General features: G+C 60.2%; 17 protein-coding genes. 1 reads left to right on the plus strand and 16 read right to left on the minus strand.

Features of this window, described 5'->3' with window-relative positions:
* Positions 1-16 precede the first annotated feature (16 nt).
* The 7 genes from acpS to lepA all read right to left on the minus strand — a co-directional run bounded on the left by acpS (position 17) and on the right by lepA (position 6,654).
* Complete coding sequence (gene acpS, locus ACP7DE_RS01795) at positions 17-412, minus strand: holo-ACP synthase (protein ID WP_426070476.1); 396 nt, start codon at positions 410-412, stop codon at positions 17-19.
* Between the two features lie 22 nt (positions 413-434).
* Positions 435-1,196: a pyridoxine 5'-phosphate synthase gene (gene pdxJ / locus ACP7DE_RS01800; protein WP_426070477.1), complete on the minus strand. Its 762-nt coding sequence runs from the start codon at positions 1,194-1,196 to the stop codon at positions 435-437.
* A 42-nt stretch (positions 1,197-1,238) separates the two neighbouring features.
* The gene (recO, locus tag ACP7DE_RS01805; RefSeq protein ID WP_426070478.1) at positions 1,239-2,102 is read right to left on the minus strand and encodes a DNA repair protein RecO; all 864 of its coding nucleotides are present in this window, start codon (positions 2,100-2,102) and stop codon (positions 1,239-1,241) included.
* A 28-nt stretch (positions 2,103-2,130) separates the two neighbouring features.
* Complete coding sequence (era, locus tag ACP7DE_RS01810; protein WP_034749612.1) at positions 2,131-3,033, minus strand: GTPase Era; 903 nt, start codon at positions 3,031-3,033, stop codon at positions 2,131-2,133.
* 1 nt (position 3,034) lies between these two features.
* Entirely contained in the window at positions 3,035-3,850 is an 816-nt protein-coding gene (gene rnc / locus ACP7DE_RS01815) for a ribonuclease III (protein ID WP_426070479.1), read from the minus strand.
* A 92-nt stretch (positions 3,851-3,942) separates the two neighbouring features.
* Positions 3,943-4,860 (minus strand): signal peptidase I, encoded by a 918-nt coding sequence (gene lepB / locus ACP7DE_RS01820; RefSeq protein WP_425254046.1) that lies wholly within the window; start codon positions 4,858-4,860, stop codon positions 3,943-3,945.
* 3 nt (positions 4,861-4,863) lie between these two features.
* The gene (gene lepA, locus ACP7DE_RS01825) at positions 4,864-6,654 is read right to left on the minus strand and encodes a translation elongation factor 4 (RefSeq protein ID WP_426070480.1); all 1,791 of its coding nucleotides are present in this window, start codon (positions 6,652-6,654) and stop codon (positions 4,864-4,866) included.
* A 93-nt stretch (positions 6,655-6,747) separates the two neighbouring features.
* On the opposite strand from lepA, the gene ACP7DE_RS01830 reads away from it, so the two are divergent.
* Positions 6,748-6,969 (plus strand): hypothetical protein, encoded by a 222-nt coding sequence (locus ACP7DE_RS01830; RefSeq protein ID WP_426070481.1) that lies wholly within the window; start codon positions 6,748-6,750, stop codon positions 6,967-6,969.
* Position 6,970: 1 nt separating this feature from the next.
* Here the strand turns inward: ACP7DE_RS01830 and ACP7DE_RS01835 are convergent, their stop codons facing one another.
* The 9 genes from ACP7DE_RS01835 to fabD form a co-directional block, all read right to left on the minus strand.
* The gene (locus ACP7DE_RS01835; protein ID WP_426070482.1) at positions 6,971-7,216 is read right to left on the minus strand and encodes a glutaredoxin family protein; all 246 of its coding nucleotides are present in this window, start codon (positions 7,214-7,216) and stop codon (positions 6,971-6,973) included.
* 99 nt (positions 7,217-7,315) lie between these two features.
* Positions 7,316-8,812: a DegQ family serine endoprotease gene (locus ACP7DE_RS01840; protein ID WP_426070483.1), complete on the minus strand. Its 1,497-nt coding sequence runs from the start codon at positions 8,810-8,812 to the stop codon at positions 7,316-7,318.
* A 232-nt stretch (positions 8,813-9,044) separates the two neighbouring features.
* Positions 9,045-9,380 (minus strand): sigma-E factor negative regulatory protein, encoded by a 336-nt coding sequence (locus tag ACP7DE_RS01845; protein WP_426070484.1) that lies wholly within the window; start codon positions 9,378-9,380, stop codon positions 9,045-9,047.
* A 72-nt stretch (positions 9,381-9,452) separates the two neighbouring features.
* The gene (rpoE, locus tag ACP7DE_RS01850; protein WP_426070485.1) at positions 9,453-10,076 is read right to left on the minus strand and encodes an RNA polymerase sigma factor RpoE; all 624 of its coding nucleotides are present in this window, start codon (positions 10,074-10,076) and stop codon (positions 9,453-9,455) included.
* Between the two features lie 66 nt (positions 10,077-10,142).
* Entirely contained in the window at positions 10,143-10,655 is a 513-nt protein-coding gene (locus ACP7DE_RS01855) for a hypothetical protein (protein ID WP_426070486.1), read from the minus strand.
* A 131-nt stretch (positions 10,656-10,786) separates the two neighbouring features.
* Positions 10,787-12,037 (minus strand): beta-ketoacyl-ACP synthase II, encoded by a 1,251-nt coding sequence (gene fabF, locus ACP7DE_RS01860; protein WP_426070487.1) that lies wholly within the window; start codon positions 12,035-12,037, stop codon positions 10,787-10,789.
* Between the two features lie 29 nt (positions 12,038-12,066).
* Positions 12,067-12,306, minus strand: a complete 240-nt coding sequence (acpP, locus tag ACP7DE_RS01865) for an acyl carrier protein (protein WP_008449912.1) — start codon at positions 12,304-12,306, stop codon at positions 12,067-12,069.
* 178 nt (positions 12,307-12,484) lie between these two features.
* Complete coding sequence (fabG, locus tag ACP7DE_RS01870) at positions 12,485-13,228, minus strand: 3-oxoacyl-ACP reductase FabG (RefSeq protein ID WP_426055377.1); 744 nt, start codon at positions 13,226-13,228, stop codon at positions 12,485-12,487.
* Between the two features lie 49 nt (positions 13,229-13,277).
* Positions 13,278-14,219 carry an ACP S-malonyltransferase gene (gene fabD / locus ACP7DE_RS01875; RefSeq protein ID WP_426070488.1) on the minus strand — a complete coding sequence of 314 codons (942 nt, stop codon included), beginning with the start codon at positions 14,217-14,219 and terminating at the stop codon, positions 13,278-13,280.
* Positions 14,220-14,236 lie beyond the last annotated feature (17 nt).

Below are 14,236 nucleotides of genomic sequence, written 5' to 3' on the forward strand. Positions count from 1 at the left end.
TATGGCGCACTCATAGTTATGCTGCTTGCTCCACGATCACGAACGCGACCGCATATTCTTCTTCATCGCTGATGGTCACTTGCGCGCTCAGGCGGTGCTTTTCCATGAAGTCCGCCAGCACGCCACTGCAGACGATCATCGGCTTGCCGCTGGGATGGTTCAGCATTTGCGCGGCGGGCCAGGTCATCGGCATACGCAAGCCCAGGCCGATGGCCTTGGAAAACGCCTCTTTTGCCGCAAAGCGGGTGGCCAGGAAGCGCACGCCGCGCACGGCATTCTTGGCGCTGCGGGCGCGGAATTTTTCCATTTCCTGCGGCCCCAGTATCTTTTGCGCGAAACGCTCGCCATGGCGCGCCAGTGCCGCCTCGATGCGGGGAATCTTGCAAATGTCGGTGCCGATGCCGTAGATCATGCTGTCTCCTTTGTGCGCGCGTTTATGCTTTGCCAGCCAGGCGCGTGGCCACCATGATGGCCTTCATTTCGCGCACGGCGTTTTCCCAGCCGACAAACACGGCATGCGCGACGATGGCGTGGCCGATGTTCAATTCAGCAATGTCAGGAATGGCGGCGATGGCCTGCACGTTAGTGTAATGCAAGCCGTGGCCCGCATTGACTTTCAAGCCACGGCCCACGCCGAACAGCACGCCCGCCTTGATGCGCTCCAGCTCAGCCAATTGCTCGGCGCCGGCCGTATCCGCGTAGCGGCCCGTGTGCAGCTCGATCACGGGCGCACCGAGCTCGGCAGCGGCGGCGATCTGTTGCTCGTCAGCATCAATGAACAGGCTCACGCGGATGCCCTCGCCTTGCAATTGTTGCACAGCCGCCTGTACTTCCTTGAAATAGCGCACCACGTCCAGCCCCCCTTCGGTGGTCACTTCCGTGCGTTTTTCCGGTACCAGGCAAACATCGGCGGGACGGATGCGGCAGGCGAAGTCGATCATCTCAGCCGTGACGGCCGCTTCCAGATTCATGCGCGTGAGCAACTGCGGCGCGATGGCAATCACGTCCGCATCCTTGATGTGGCGCCGGTCTTCGCGCAAATGCAGGGTGATGGCGTCGGCGCCCGCCTGCTCGGCCAGCAGGGCCGCGCGGATCGGGTCCGGATAAGCGGTGCCGCGCGCATTGCGCAAGGTGGCCACGTGGTCGATATTGACGCCCAGGTCGATGACGGGGCCGGAAGGCTGCAAAAAGCTCATAGTGATGGTATCCGTAAAGTGCTGTCGTGCGGCAAACCGCCGCTACAGCTGCATTAAATCGATCAGTATCTGGCGCGTGTTCAAGGTGGCGCCACCCAGTTGATGGGCCAGCAAAAAGCGCATCAGCAGCTTGCTTTGCGCCTGCGTGGCCACGTCAAGATAATCTTCGCGCTCCATGTCGAGCAGGGTCTTGCCCGTGATCTTCGGCCAGGCATCGCCGGCACGCGCCGGGCGCGGCCCCCGTTCCGGGTCGACCACATAGACCTGCCCCGCCTCGACGGCCTGGCGCGTGCCGGTGCAGCGCGTCAGGTCGGCCGCCACGCCCGTTTCCTTGAGCAGCGCGCGCTCGAACTTGCGCAGCACGATGGGCGGCGGCTCATTGTGCGCCAGTTGATTCAAGGTGGCAACGTAGTGGTCGAACAGGACAGGATGCGGGTCGTCGCGCGCCAGCAGTTTCACCAGCAACTCATTCAAATAGAATCCGCACAGCAGGGCCGTCTTTTCCAGCGGCAACATGCCGCCCACCCATTCGGCGCCCGTCAAAATGCGCAGTTCGGATTTACCCGTCCAGCCCGCTTGCAGCGGTTGGAAGGTCTGCAGCACGCCGCGTAACTGCGAATGGGGCCGCTTGGCGCCCTTGGCGACGAGCGCGATGCGGCCGTATTCGCGCGTAAACACGTCGACGATGAGGCTGGTTTCTTTATGCGGGTAGCTGTGCAGCACGAAAGCGGGCTGGCCTGTGATGCGGCCGTCGCGCGTGGGCGGACGGCTGCGCCGGGGCGCTGTGGGCGTGGCAGTTGCGGGCGTTGCGGCCGGCGGCGCGATGGCCACCGGCGCGGGAACAGGTGCGGAGACAGCAAGTGAGGCTGGCGCGATGTCAGGCTGCGCTGGCGTGGTGGTGCTCATGCGTGTAGCGTCGCCCCCGGGTTGCGGATTACTCGTAGCCGTAGGCGCGCAAGCCCGCCTCGTTGTCGGCCCAGCCCGATTTGACCTTGACCCAGATTTCCAGGTACACGGGGCCGCCGAACAGTTTTTCCATATCCAGGCGGGCCTGGGTCGAGACTTCCTTCAGGCGCGCCCCCTTATTGCCGATGATCATGGACTTGTGCGTATCGCGCTCGACCAGGATGGCGGCGAACACGCGGCGCAAATCGCCTTCCTGCTCGAATTTTTCGATCAGCACGGTGCTCGTGTACGGCAATTCGTCGCCCACGAAACGGAAGAGTTTCTCGCGCACGATTTCCGAGGCAAGGAATTTCTCGCTGCGGTCCGTGATGTCATCCGGGCCAAAGATCGGTTGGTTTTCCGGCAAGAAACGCTTGATCTCATTCTGCAAGCCTTCCAGCTGGAAATGCAGCTTGGCCGAGACGGGCACGATGGCGGCGAAGTCGCGCATGGCGGCGATCTTTTGCGCAAACGGCAACAATACGGCCTTGTCCTTGACGCGGTCGGATTTATTGATGACGAGGATGCATGGCACTTCCTTCGGCAGCAAATCCATCACTTGCTGGTCGGCCGGGCCGAAGGTGCCCGCCTCGATCACGTACAGGATGACATCCGAGGAAATCAGCGTGTTTGTCACGGTTTTATTCAGCGTCTTGTTCAGCGCGTTCGAATGGCGCGTCTGGAAGCCGGGCGTGTCGACGTAAATGAATTGCGCGTCCGGCACCGTTTGGATGCCGGTGATGCGGTGACGCGTGGTTTGCGCCTTGCGCGAGGTGATGCTGACCTTCGCGCCGATCAGCACGTTCATCAGGGTCGATTTGCCCACGTTGGGGCGGCCCACGATGGCGATATAGCCGCAGCGGAAGTTGTCGGGCATTTTGGTGGCTGTCATGCTAGTGTCGATTCTGTTTAGTAGGAGCGGCGTTCGCCGGAACAGCCTGGGCTGCCACGTCGTCGCTCTGGATGGTGGCAATACCGGCCAGCTTGAGCTGGGCGGCGCGCGGTTTGGGCTTGCGGCTGGCGGCTGGCGACTTCAACAGCGCCTGCTCGGCCACGTCCAACGCCAGTTTGGCGGCGGCTTGCTCACCGGCGCGGCGGCTTCCGCCACGGCCGTAGACCTGGATGTTCAATTTCGGCACCAGGCATTCGATTTCGAATTCCTGGCTGTGGGCGGCGCCGTGGGTAGCCACCACGTTGTATTGTGGCAGCGAAATTTTCTTGCTTTGCAAAAACTCCTGCAGCAGGGTCTTGGCATCCTTACCCAGGGTTTGCGGATCGACCGAGTCGAGGATGGGAATGTAGAAAGCGCGGATCACCGTGCTGGCCGCGTCAAAGCCCGTATCGAGAAAAATGGCGCCCAGCAAGGCTTCCAGGGTATCGGCGAGGATGGACGGACGGCGGAAACCGCCTGACTTCAGTTCGCCTTCTCCCAGGCGCAAAAATTGCGACAGTTCCAGCTTTTGCGCGATTTCATACAGCGACTGCTGCTTCACCAAGTTGGCGCGCAAGCGCGACAAATCGCCCTCGTCGATAGACTTGAAGCGTTCGTACAGGATGGAGGCGACCACGCAGTTGAGAATGGAGTCGCCCAGGAATTCCAGCCGCTCATTATGCAAACTGCTGTGGCTACGATGCGTCAAGGCTTGCTGCAACAGGCCAGCATCCTGGAACGTATAGCCTAAACGGGTTTGCAATAGCTGAAGATTCATTGTTGTTTCTGTATCATCTGAGTAATTCGGCTGGCCGCCGCGCGGGGAATCGGCGCGGCAGCCATGGGTGGTCCATTACAGACCAGGCCGGCTTAGTGTATGCCGCCCACGCGTTTCGGATTGCTGAAGTTCATCCACACCAGGAAGGCCTTGCCGACGATATTCTCGTTCGGCACGAAGCCCCAATAGCGGCTGTCCGCGCTATTGTCGCGGTTATCGCCCATCATGAAGTAATTGCCTTGCGGCACCACACATGTAAAACCGTCTTCGTTGTAGTTGCACGCATCCTTGTGCGGGAAATCCTTCACTTCGCGCAAGTTCAACGTTGGAGCAGGCTCGTCGTTGAGGATGCGGTGGCTCACGCCCGTCAGATTTTCTTCCAGCTGCTTGTGATAAACAGTGCTTTCATCATCCAGGTAGTCGTCCAGCGGGGTATAGGCCACTTCCTTGCCGTTCACCGTCAAGCGCTTGTTTTCATAGGTAATTTTATCACCGGGCACGCCGATCACGCGCTTGATGTAGTCTTGCGACATATCTTTCGGGTACTTGAACACCATCACGTCGCCACGCTGCGGATCGTTGACTTCGATGATGCGCTTGTTGACGATCGGCAAACGAATGCCATAGGTGAACTTGTTGACCAGGATCAAGTCGCCCACCAGCAAGGTCGGCACCATCGAGCTCGACGGGATCTTGAATGGCTCGTACAGGAAGGAACGCAGGCAGAACACGAGGGCGATGACGGGAAAGAAGCTGCCCGAATACTCGACCCAGGTGGGCTGGCGCAACAGCGCTGCCTCGATGGTCGCGCGGCTGCCACCCGCATCGGACTTGATGCCCTCGGCGGCCAGCTTGGACTGACGCGCATCGAATTCAGCCAGGGCGCGGTCGGCCGCCTTGCGGCGCTGCTTGGACAGATAAAATACATCCAGGCACCAGACCAGGCCCGTCAACACCATCAGCACGAACAGAATTAAAGCGAAATTTCCTAAAATCACTTGCAGGTTCATTGATCAACCATCCACTTGTAAAATTGCCAGGAATGCTTCTTGCGGGATCTCCACGGAACCCACTTGCTTCATACGTTTCTTACCCGCTTTTTGTTTTTCCAGCAATTTCTTCTTGCGGCTGATGTCGCCGCCGTAGCACTTGGCCAGCACGTTCTTGCGCAAGGCTTTCACGTTCTCGCGCGAAATGATGTTCGCGCCGATGGTCGCCTGGATGGCCACGTCGAACATCTGGCGCGGGATCAGTTCACGCATCTTGGCAGCCACCTGGCGGCCACGGTACTGGCTGTTCGAACGGTGGACGATGATGGCCAACGCATCGACTTTTTCGCTGTTGATCAGCATGTCGACCTTGACCACGTCGGCCGCGCGGTATTCCTTGAACTCGTAATCCATCGAGGCATAGCCGCGCGACGTCGATTTCAAGCGATCGAAGAAGTCCAGCACAATCTCGGCCATCGGCATTTCATACACGAGCTTGACCTGGCGGCCATGGTAGCTCATGTCCATCTGGATGCCGCGCTTGCCGATACACAGGGTAATCACGGAACCCACGTATTCCTGCGGCATGTACAGATTGACCGTGACGATAGGCTCGCGCACTTCCTCAATGCGCGAAGGATCGGGCATCTTCGATGGATTGTCGACGTTGATCATGGTGCCGTCGCGCTGGATCACTTCATACACCACGGTAGGCGCCGTGGTAATCAGGTCCATGTCGAATTCGCGCTCGAGGCGTTCCTGCACGATTTCCATGTGCAGCAAGCCCAGGAAGCCGCAGCGGAAGCCGAAGCCCAGCGCCTGCGACACTTCCGGCTCGTACATCAGGGCCGCGTCGTTCAATTTCAGCTTTTCCAGCGAGTCGCGCAGGGCGTCGTACTGGTTCGCCTCGACGGGGAACAGGCCGGCAAACACTTGCGGCTGCACTTCCTTGAAGCCGGGCAATGGCGCGGCGGCAGGACGGCTGACCAGGGTGACGGTATCGCCGACCTTGGCCGCCTTGAGCTCCTTGATGCCGGCGATGATGAAGCCCACCTGGCCAGCGGAGAGTTGCGGCAAGGATTGCGAACGGGGCGAGAAGACGCCGAGGTCTTCCACCAGCTGCACCGAATCGGTGGCCATCAGGCGAATCTTGTCCTTCGGTTTCAGGGTACCGTTGACCACGCGCACCAGCATGACCACGCCCACATAGGCGTCATACCAGGAGTCGACGATCAGCGCCTGCAGCGGCGCATCGGGGTCGCCCTTCGGTGCCGGCACCTTGACGATCAGTTGCTCGAGCACATCCAGCACGCCGAAACCAGTCTTGGCCGAACAATGCACGGCGTCGGCCGCGTCGATGCCAATCACGTCTTCGATCTCGGCAATGGCGTTCGGCGGGTCCGCGTTCGGCAAGTCAATCTTGTTCAGCACGGGCACCACTTCCACGCCAAGGTCCAGCGCCGTGTAGCAGTTGGCAACCGTTTGCGCTTCCACGCCTTGCGACGCGTCAACCACCAGCAGCGCGCCTTCGCAGGCGGACAGCGAGCGCGACACTTCATAGCTGAAGTCGACGTGGCCTGGGGTATCGATCAGGTTCAGATTATAGATCTGTCCATCGCGTGCCTTGTAGTGCAAAGCCGCCGTTTGCGCCTTGATGGTAATGCCGCGCTCGCGCTCCAGATCCATCGAATCGAGCACCTGCGCCTCCATCTCGCGGTCGGACAAGCCGCCGCACAATTGAATGATGCGGTCAGCCAGGGTCGATTTACCGTGGTCAATATGGGCGATGATGGAGAAGTTGCGTATGTTATTCATTAACTAATATATGTGCGAGTGACAACACTGCTTTAACAGGAATCATGGGGATCATGCTCGGGCCAAACCAGGCCAAAACCGGGCACCCCACTCATGATGAAAAAAGCGCTCCGAGCAGGACATCTGCATGCCCAGGCGAGCGCTTTTGAAGCGACAGAAGCTGCTGCTTCGAACAGTAGCTTTTTCGACCTCCCCATTTTACCGGATTTCAGAGCGGAAAGCCCGTCTTTCAGAGGCCAGCACCGGGGCAAGGCGACATTTTCAGCTGTTTCCGGCAGTAGAATGCTGCAATGCAGTGTCAATATTGTCATTTAAGCTATACCAGGCAGCGCAGTACAGCGGCCTCGTCAAGAAAATAATGGCATAGCTCGGGTTGCGCCAGATCGCCAAACAACACCGGCACCAGCTCGTCGAAGCGCGCCAGCAGCGATGCATCGGGCGAGGCATCGATATCGATCACGTCCACTGTGAACGGTTTTTCAGGCGGCTGCAGCAAGAGCAAGGCGTCGAGCATGTCCTGACATAAATGGCAGTAACTGCGGGAATAAAGAGTGAAGTGCATGGGAAACTTGAATAACCCCAGGAGCGGCGACTGGGGCCGGACGGGGACGCCTGGTCCCCGAGGTCCGACCCCGGCCTTTGCGGGGTGCGGGTTGAAAAGTTATTTTGCCGATGGACGCAGCGAAACGAATTGTGCCGTGTCGCCACGGCGCACCAGCACGGCCGACGACTTCTTCGGATCGAGCTTGGCCACCAGGGCATTAAATTGCTTGGCATCTTTCACGGCAACATTGTTCAATTGCAAGATCACATCGCCAGGCTGCAGGCCAGCCAGGGCCGCCACACCATCCGCATCGTCGACCAGTACGCCGGCGTCGATCTTCATTTCCTGTTTCTTCGCGGCCGGCACGTCGCTGACCTTCAGGCCCAGTGCGTTGACGGCTTGCGCTTCCGGCTCCTTGGCACCCTTCTTCGCCGTTTTCTCGCCTTCCAGCTCGACGACGGTGACAGGAATATCCTGCTGCGCCCCCTTGCGCCAGACAGTCACCGTGGACTTGCCGTTGACGGCGGCGCCGCCTACCAGACGCGGCAGATCGGACGAACGCTCGATTTGGGCGCCGTTAAATTTCAGGATAATGTCGCCCGGCTTGATGCCCGCCTTGTCGGCCGGACCACCCGGCTCCACCATCGACACTTGCGCGCCCTTGGCATTCGGCAAGCCCAGCGATTCCGCCACGTCCTTGCTCACTTCGCCGATCTGCACGCCGATGCGCCCGCGCACGACCTTGCCCGTCTTTTTCAGTTGCTCGCCCACGCGCATGGCCTCATCGATGGGCACGGCAAACGAAATGCCATTGTAGGCGCCGGATAAGGTGGCGATCTGCGAATTGATGCCGATCACTTCGCCGCGCATATTGATCAGCGGACCGCCCGAGTTGCCAGGATTGACAGCCACGTCGCTCTGGATCAAGGGCAAGTAGTCGCCCGTGTCACGGGACTTGGCGGAAATGATACCTGCCGTCACCGTATTTTCCAGGTTGAATGGCGAGCCGATGGCGATGACCCACTCGCCCACGCGTATCTTGTCCGAGTCGCCAATGGTCAGGCGCGGCAGGTTGCCGCCCTCGATTTTCAGCAGGGCCACGTCGGTACGCGCATCGGCGCCAATCACCTTGGCCTTGAATTCGCGCTTGTCCGTCAGGGTCACGTACACCTCGTCGGCACCGTCGACCACGTGGGCATTGCTCAGCACGTAGCCATCAGCCGAAATGATGAAGCCGGAACCGACGCCGCGCTGCACTTCCTGCTCCTGCGGCACGGCACGGCGGCCGCCGCGCGGTGCCTGCTGACGCGGCGTCGGCATGGCGCCGCCAAAAAAGCGGCGCAGGAATTCCTGCATTTCCTGCTCATCCTGGCCACCCGCGCCGGGCGCACGCATCTTCAGGCGCTCGGTGGTGCGGATATTCACCACGGCCGGGCCGACGGCGTCGACCAGGTCCGAGAAATCAGGCAGTTTCACGGCCGGCACGGCGGCGTGCGCTTGTGGCGCCAGGCCCAGCATGCTGGGAGCGAGAAAGACGCCAGCCATACCGAACAATAAGGCGGAAAGCGTCTTCACTGAAAACGACTTGCTGACGGCACACATGTTTTTTTTCATGGAAAGGATCTTTTCGAGTATATAAACGGATCAAAACGCGGATCAGGCGATTACCTGCGTGCAGGTTTGGCCGTCATGACGGAATCCCAGGGGCAAAGACACCTGACAGCACGCATGGCAGCAACAATATATCGCAAAAGCAAGATATTGCCTGCATACAGTGTCAATCGTACCGAAGTCCAGTGTCAAGAGGGCCAGGAAGAAGTTAAGCCAGGCATAAGCTGCCGCAGTGCTAACGTTGCGCCAGCGGCCCTGCCTCCAGCGGCTCGGCCGCGCCCGGCGGCACGATGGCCGCGGGCAGGGGCAGCAATGGCTCCACATGGGCAGCCGCCCCCTCTGGCGCAGCCTCGGCAGCCAGCCGGCTGGCCAGGCGCGCGTCGAATTGGGCGCTCAGGGCATGGCCGCACTGCTCCGAGCGCAGCACATCACCAATCAGGCGATAGGCATCCCAGGCTTGCCGCCCCGATGGCGTATCGAGGGCGGCAAAAGCCAGTTCGAGTTCGCTCGCCGCCAGCTCGCCATCGGCAAGGGCGGAAATCGTCTCGTGCAATCGTGTATGCGTATCCATGATGGGTCCTGCCATTTCAAGAGGATAGTTGCGGAAACCGGACGCAGCCACGCCAGCCTCATATTCCCCAGATTACCAGCGCTTGTCAATCGGCATGTCCAACAACGGTTTCAATTTCTCCGCAATCACTTCGCGCGCGCGAAAAATACGGCTGCGCACGGTACCGATGGGACACGCCATGATTGTCGATATCTCTTCATAGCTGAGGCCCTCGATCTCGCGCAGCACGATGGCCGTGCGCAACTCGATGGGCAACACCTCCATGGCCGCATTGACGGTGGCCGCAATCTGCTTGCTGGCCAGCACTGATTCGGGCGTATTGTTGTCGCGCAATTTAGTGCCATCCTCGAAGGACTCCGCCTGCTCGGCGTCGGCATCGCTGGACGTGGCGGCACGCCGCCCCTGCGTGACGAGATAATTCTTGGCCGTATTGATGCCGATGCGATACAACCAGGTATAAAAAGCGGCATCGCCGCGAAAATGGCGCAGCGCCCGGTATGCCTTGATAAAGGTTTCTTGTACCACATCTTCGGCCTCCGCCGGGTCATGCACAAGGCGCGACACCAGGCGCATCAAGCGGCGCTGATATTTCGATACCAGCACATCGAATGCCCGTTTGTCGCCAGCCTGCACCCGCTCGACCAGTAACTGATCATACTCGCGCTCTGTCCTCACGCCCAATGTCCCTGTAGTCATGCAGCGTGGGCGCCTGTATGGATATAGAGTTGGCCCGCTGCAAGAAGTTCAATGTTCGTCCCACTTTTATTCCTCCCCACTCCGCGCCGCGATGGCCCGGCACGCCACGGCCAGCGGGCGGAAGGCGACGCAGCTGCTGCCACGCTGCACCAGCAACTGCGTGCGCCGCCCCGCGGCATCGGCCAGGCACAGCACCAGCAGCGACGGCCACAGGGTCGAGCCCGGCAACAGGCGCAGCACAGACGGCACCAAGACCCCTGAGCCGGACGGCGCTCCGCCATGCTCCAGATATACCGCCAGCCGCAACTGGCCGACCGGCGAAATATCAAGCGTCTGCGCCTTTCTGCGCCTGCGCAGCAAAGCCAGCAAAAACACACCGCCAGCCGCACTCGGCAGCGCACCGGGCCAGCCCAGCGCATAGCCGCCCACCAGCTGACCTGGGCCGGGGCCGGACTGGGCCGCAACGCGCCACGCGCCGCTCAAGGGCCAGGCGGCCAGCAATGCGCACAGCCCCAGCACCGCTTGCAGCCGACGCAAACAGACAGGCGTGCGAATAACAGCCGCTACCGCAATCGACATATTGCCAACTCAAAAAGGGAAAACATCAGGCGCGCCGACACCATGCCGGGCAAAATCAGGCACCAACGAACGTTGGCGCCGAATCAGCGCTCACTACGTTTTGACCGTAGCGAGCGCTTGAAAGTTCCTACTTATTTCGCTTTACCGAAAATCAGCGTGCCATTCGTTCCGCCGAAGCCGAACGAATTCTTCACTGCATAATCGATCTTCATATCCCGTGCCGTGTTGGCACAGAAATCGAGATCGCAAGCCGGATCCTGGTTGAAGATGTTGATGGTCGGTGGCGACACCTGATGGTGCAATGCCAAGACCGTAAACACCGCTTCCAGACCGCCCGCGCCGCCCAGCAAATGGCCCGTCATCGACTTCGTCGAGTTGACGACCAGATGCTTGGCATGCTCGCCGAAGGTGCGTTTGATACCCATCACTTCCGCCACGTCGCCTTGCGGGGTCGACGTGCCGTGCGCGTTCAGGTACTGAATCTGATCCGGGTTCAAGCCTGCGTTGTTGAGGGCCGCGATCACCGATTTGCTGCCGCCGCTACCATCTTCCAGCGGCGAGGTCATGTGATAAGCATCTGCGCTCATCCCGAAACCATGCACTTCGGCATAAATCTTGGCACCACGGGCCACCGCGTGCTCGTACTCTTCCAGCACCATGACACCAGCGCCCTCGCCCAGCACGAAGCCGTCGCGGTCGGTGTCCCACGGACGCGATGCCGTTGCCGGATCGTCGTTGCGGGTCGACAAGGCACGTGCCGAGGCGAAACCGCCCAAGCCCAGCGGCGACACGGTCGATTCAGCACCGCCTGCAATCATGACGTCGGCATCGCCGTACTCGATCATGCGCGCGGCAGCGCCAATGCTGTGCAAACCGGTGGTACACGCCGTCACGATCGCCAGGTTCGGGCCCTTCAGACCATATTTGATCGAAAGATTGCCAGAAATCATGTTAATGATCGAGGCAGGCACGAAAAATGGCGAGATACGGCGCGGACCGCGCTTCTCGTACTCGGATTTGGTTTCCTCGATCAGCGGCAAGCCACCGATACCGGAACCGATGATCACGCCGATGCGCTCGGCGTTTTCCTCGGTCACTTCCAGACCGGAGTCCTGCATCGCCTGAATGCCTGCAGCCATGCCGTAATGGATAAAGGTATCCATGTGGCGGGCTTCCTTACCGGAGATGTACTCTTCGATATTGAAACCTTTGACTTCACCGGCAAAATGCGTGGTGAAGGGCAATGCATCAAACTTGGTAATCGTGGCAATGCCGGATTTACCTTCAACGATTGCGCCCCACGCCTCGGCAATAGTATTGCCGACAGGTGAAACACAGCCCAGGCCGGTTACAACAACACGACGGTTTTTAGAACGGCTCAAGCGATTCTCCTGAAGTCGGTCAGACAGGCTTAGGCCTTGACGTGTGCGGTGGCGTAGTCGATTGCCTGTTGCACGGTGGTGATTTTTTCAGCTTGCTCGTCAGGGATTTCCATTTCGAATTCGTCTTCCAGGGCCATGACCAGTTCCACTGTGTCCAGGGAATCGGCGCCGAGATCGTCGACGAAGGAGGATTCGATTTTGATGTCTGCTTCTGCAACGCCCAGTTGCTCAGCGACGATTTTCTTAACGCGTTGTTCGATATCCGACATGTTATGGCTCCAAAGTGTGTGTTACGGAAAGTGCGCGCATTTTATCAGGTTTGCGCGTCCGAATACTAATTTCGGTGTCTGCTGCTAATTCGACCGAAGCTGCTGCTAAAAGATGCGATTATAGACAAAAACGACCGTTGAATCATGCCACAAACGCCCGCCCCGTCTACCTTTCCCATCAATTCATGTACATTCCGCCGTTCACGTGCAGGGTCGTGCCCGTGATATACGCCGCTTGCGGCGAGGCCAAAAAGGCCACCGCCGCTGCCACGTCTTCCGGTTTACCCAGGCGGGACAGGGGAATTTGCGTCAACAGGGCCGCGTGCTGCTCTTCGCTCAGGGCCTTGGTCATATCGGTATCGATGAAACCCGGAGCGATGCAGTTCACGGTAATGTTGCGGCTGCCGATTTCGCGCGCCAGGGCGCGGCTCATGCCTTCCACGCCGGCCTTGGCCGCCGCGTAATTCATTTGCCCCGGATTACCCGATGAGGCCACTACTGACGTAATATTGATGATACGCCCAGCTTTGGCTTTCATCATACCGCGCAATACAGCGCGCGACAGGCGGCCGACGGCCGACAGGTTGGTGGAAATCACGCTATCCCACTCTTCATCCTTCATGCGCATGGCCAACTGGTCTTGCGTGATGCCCGCATTGTTGACCAGGATCGACAGGCTGCCGTAGGTTTTCTGTACTTCATCGACGACGGCCGCGCAGCGCGCCGCATCGGTCACGTTCAGGACCAGGCCCTTGCCCGCCACGCCTGCGGCGGCCAGGTAATCGGTGATGGCTTGCGCGCCGCTTTCCGAGGTGGCGGTGCCAACCACGGTGGCGCCTTGCTTGCCCAGTTCGGTGGCGATGGCGCGGCCGATGCCGCGCGAGGCGCCCGTGACCAGCACGACTTGATTTGCTAAATTCATGAGTATCCTTAAAAGCAAGCGCGGCAGGCAGGCTGCCGCGATCTGATGTTTATTTGAGCTGCGTCAAAATGCGTTCCAGCGAGGCCTGGTCGACGATGGCGTCGCCCACCAGCACCGGATCGATGCGCTTGGCCAGGCCCATCAGGACCTTGCCCGGACCGCATTCGATCACTTGCGTGATGCCGTCGGCCGCCACTTTTTGCATGGTTTCCACCCAGCGCACGGGGCTGGCAGCCTGGCGCACCAGCGCTTCCTTGATGCCGGCGACATCGTTGACGATGGCCACGTCGACGTTGTTGATCAGGGCGATTTGCGGTGCCGAGAAGCTCAAGCCGGCCATGTAGTCGCGCAAACGGTCCGAAGCCGGTTTCAGCAGCGACGAGTGGAATGGCGCGGACACGGGCAGCTTCATGGCGCGCTTGGCGCCCTTGGCCTTGGCCAGTTCGCAGGCGCGCTCGACCGCCGCCGTATGGCCGGCGATGACCACTTGCGCAGGTGCATTGAAATTGACAGGTTCGACCACCAGGGCCGGGTTTTCCGCCACCGCTGCCGCACAGGCGGCGCGCACGTCGTCATCCGACAGGCCCAGCACGACGGCCATCGTGCCCTGCCCCACGGGCACGGCTTCCTGCATGGCTTGCGCGCGGAAACGCACGAGCGGCACGGCATCTTTGAAGGAGATGACGCCGGCGGCGACCAGCGCCGAATATTCACCGAGGCTATGGCCGGCCACAACGTTCGGCACGGGGCCGCCCGCTGCCAGCCAGGCGCGGTAGAAGGCCACGGCCGCCGTCAGCATCACCGGTTGCGTGTTGGTGGTCAGGTCCAGCTCTTCCTTCGGACCTTCGGCGATCAGCTTGCCCAGGTCGAATTGCAGGGCGTCCGATGCTTCGGCCACGGTCTGGGCCACCACAGGGTTGCCGGCGAAACCGTCGAGCATCGCAATCGCTTGCGAGCCTTGGCCTGGGAAAACAAATGCAAATTGTGTCATGGTGACTCCGTTTTTTA

This window comes from Janthinobacterium sp. DSP2-3-3 (assembly GCF_049897325.1).
In the GTDB taxonomy this organism is placed as follows: domain Bacteria; phylum Pseudomonadota; class Gammaproteobacteria; order Burkholderiales; family Burkholderiaceae_D; genus Janthinobacterium.

What these genes read in the sequence shown, in the direction of transcription:
- acpS (WP_426070476.1), bottom strand. Translation starts at nt 412, where the DNA reads ATGATCTACGGCATCGGCACCGACATTTGCAAGATTCCCCGCATCGAG.
- pdxJ (WP_426070477.1), bottom strand. Translation starts at nt 1,196, where the DNA reads ATGAGCTTTTTGCAGCCTTCCGGCCCCGTCATCGACCTGGGCGTCAAT.
- recO (WP_426070478.1), bottom strand. Translation starts at nt 2,102, where the DNA reads ATGAGCACCACCACGCCAGCGCAGCCTGACATCGCGCCAGCCTCACTT.
- era (WP_034749612.1), bottom strand. Translation starts at nt 3,033, where the DNA reads ATGACAGCCACCAAAATGCCCGACAACTTCCGCTGCGGCTATATCGCC.
- rnc (WP_426070479.1), bottom strand. Translation starts at nt 3,850, where the DNA reads ATGAATCTTCAGCTATTGCAAACCCGTTTAGGCTATACGTTCCAGGAT.
- lepB (WP_425254046.1), bottom strand. Translation starts at nt 4,860, where the DNA reads ATGAACCTGCAAGTGATTTTAGGAAATTTCGCTTTAATTCTGTTCGTG.
- lepA (WP_426070480.1), bottom strand. Translation starts at nt 6,654, where the DNA reads ATGAATAACATACGCAACTTCTCCATCATCGCCCATATTGACCACGGT.
- ACP7DE_RS01830 (WP_426070481.1), top strand. Translation starts at nt 6,748, where the DNA reads ATGATGAAAAAAGCGCTCCGAGCAGGACATCTGCATGCCCAGGCGAGC.
- ACP7DE_RS01835 (WP_426070482.1), bottom strand. Translation starts at nt 7,216, where the DNA reads ATGCACTTCACTCTTTATTCCCGCAGTTACTGCCATTTATGTCAGGAC.
- ACP7DE_RS01840 (WP_426070483.1), bottom strand. Translation starts at nt 8,812, where the DNA reads ATGAAAAAAAACATGTGTGCCGTCAGCAAGTCGTTTTCAGTGAAGACG.
- ACP7DE_RS01845 (WP_426070484.1), bottom strand. Translation starts at nt 9,380, where the DNA reads ATGGATACGCATACACGATTGCACGAGACGATTTCCGCCCTTGCCGAT.
- rpoE (WP_426070485.1), bottom strand. Translation starts at nt 10,076, where the DNA reads ATGACTACAGGGACATTGGGCGTGAGGACAGAGCGCGAGTATGATCAG.
- ACP7DE_RS01855 (WP_426070486.1), bottom strand. Translation starts at nt 10,655, where the DNA reads ATGTCGATTGCGGTAGCGGCTGTTATTCGCACGCCTGTCTGTTTGCGT.
- acpP (WP_008449912.1), bottom strand. Translation starts at nt 12,306, where the DNA reads ATGTCGGATATCGAACAACGCGTTAAGAAAATCGTCGCTGAGCAACTG.
- fabG (WP_426055377.1), bottom strand. Translation starts at nt 13,228, where the DNA reads ATGAATTTAGCAAATCAAGTCGTGCTGGTCACGGGCGCCTCGCGCGGC.
- fabD (WP_426070488.1), bottom strand. Translation starts at nt 14,219, where the DNA reads ATGACACAATTTGCATTTGTTTTCCCAGGCCAAGGCTCGCAAGCGATT.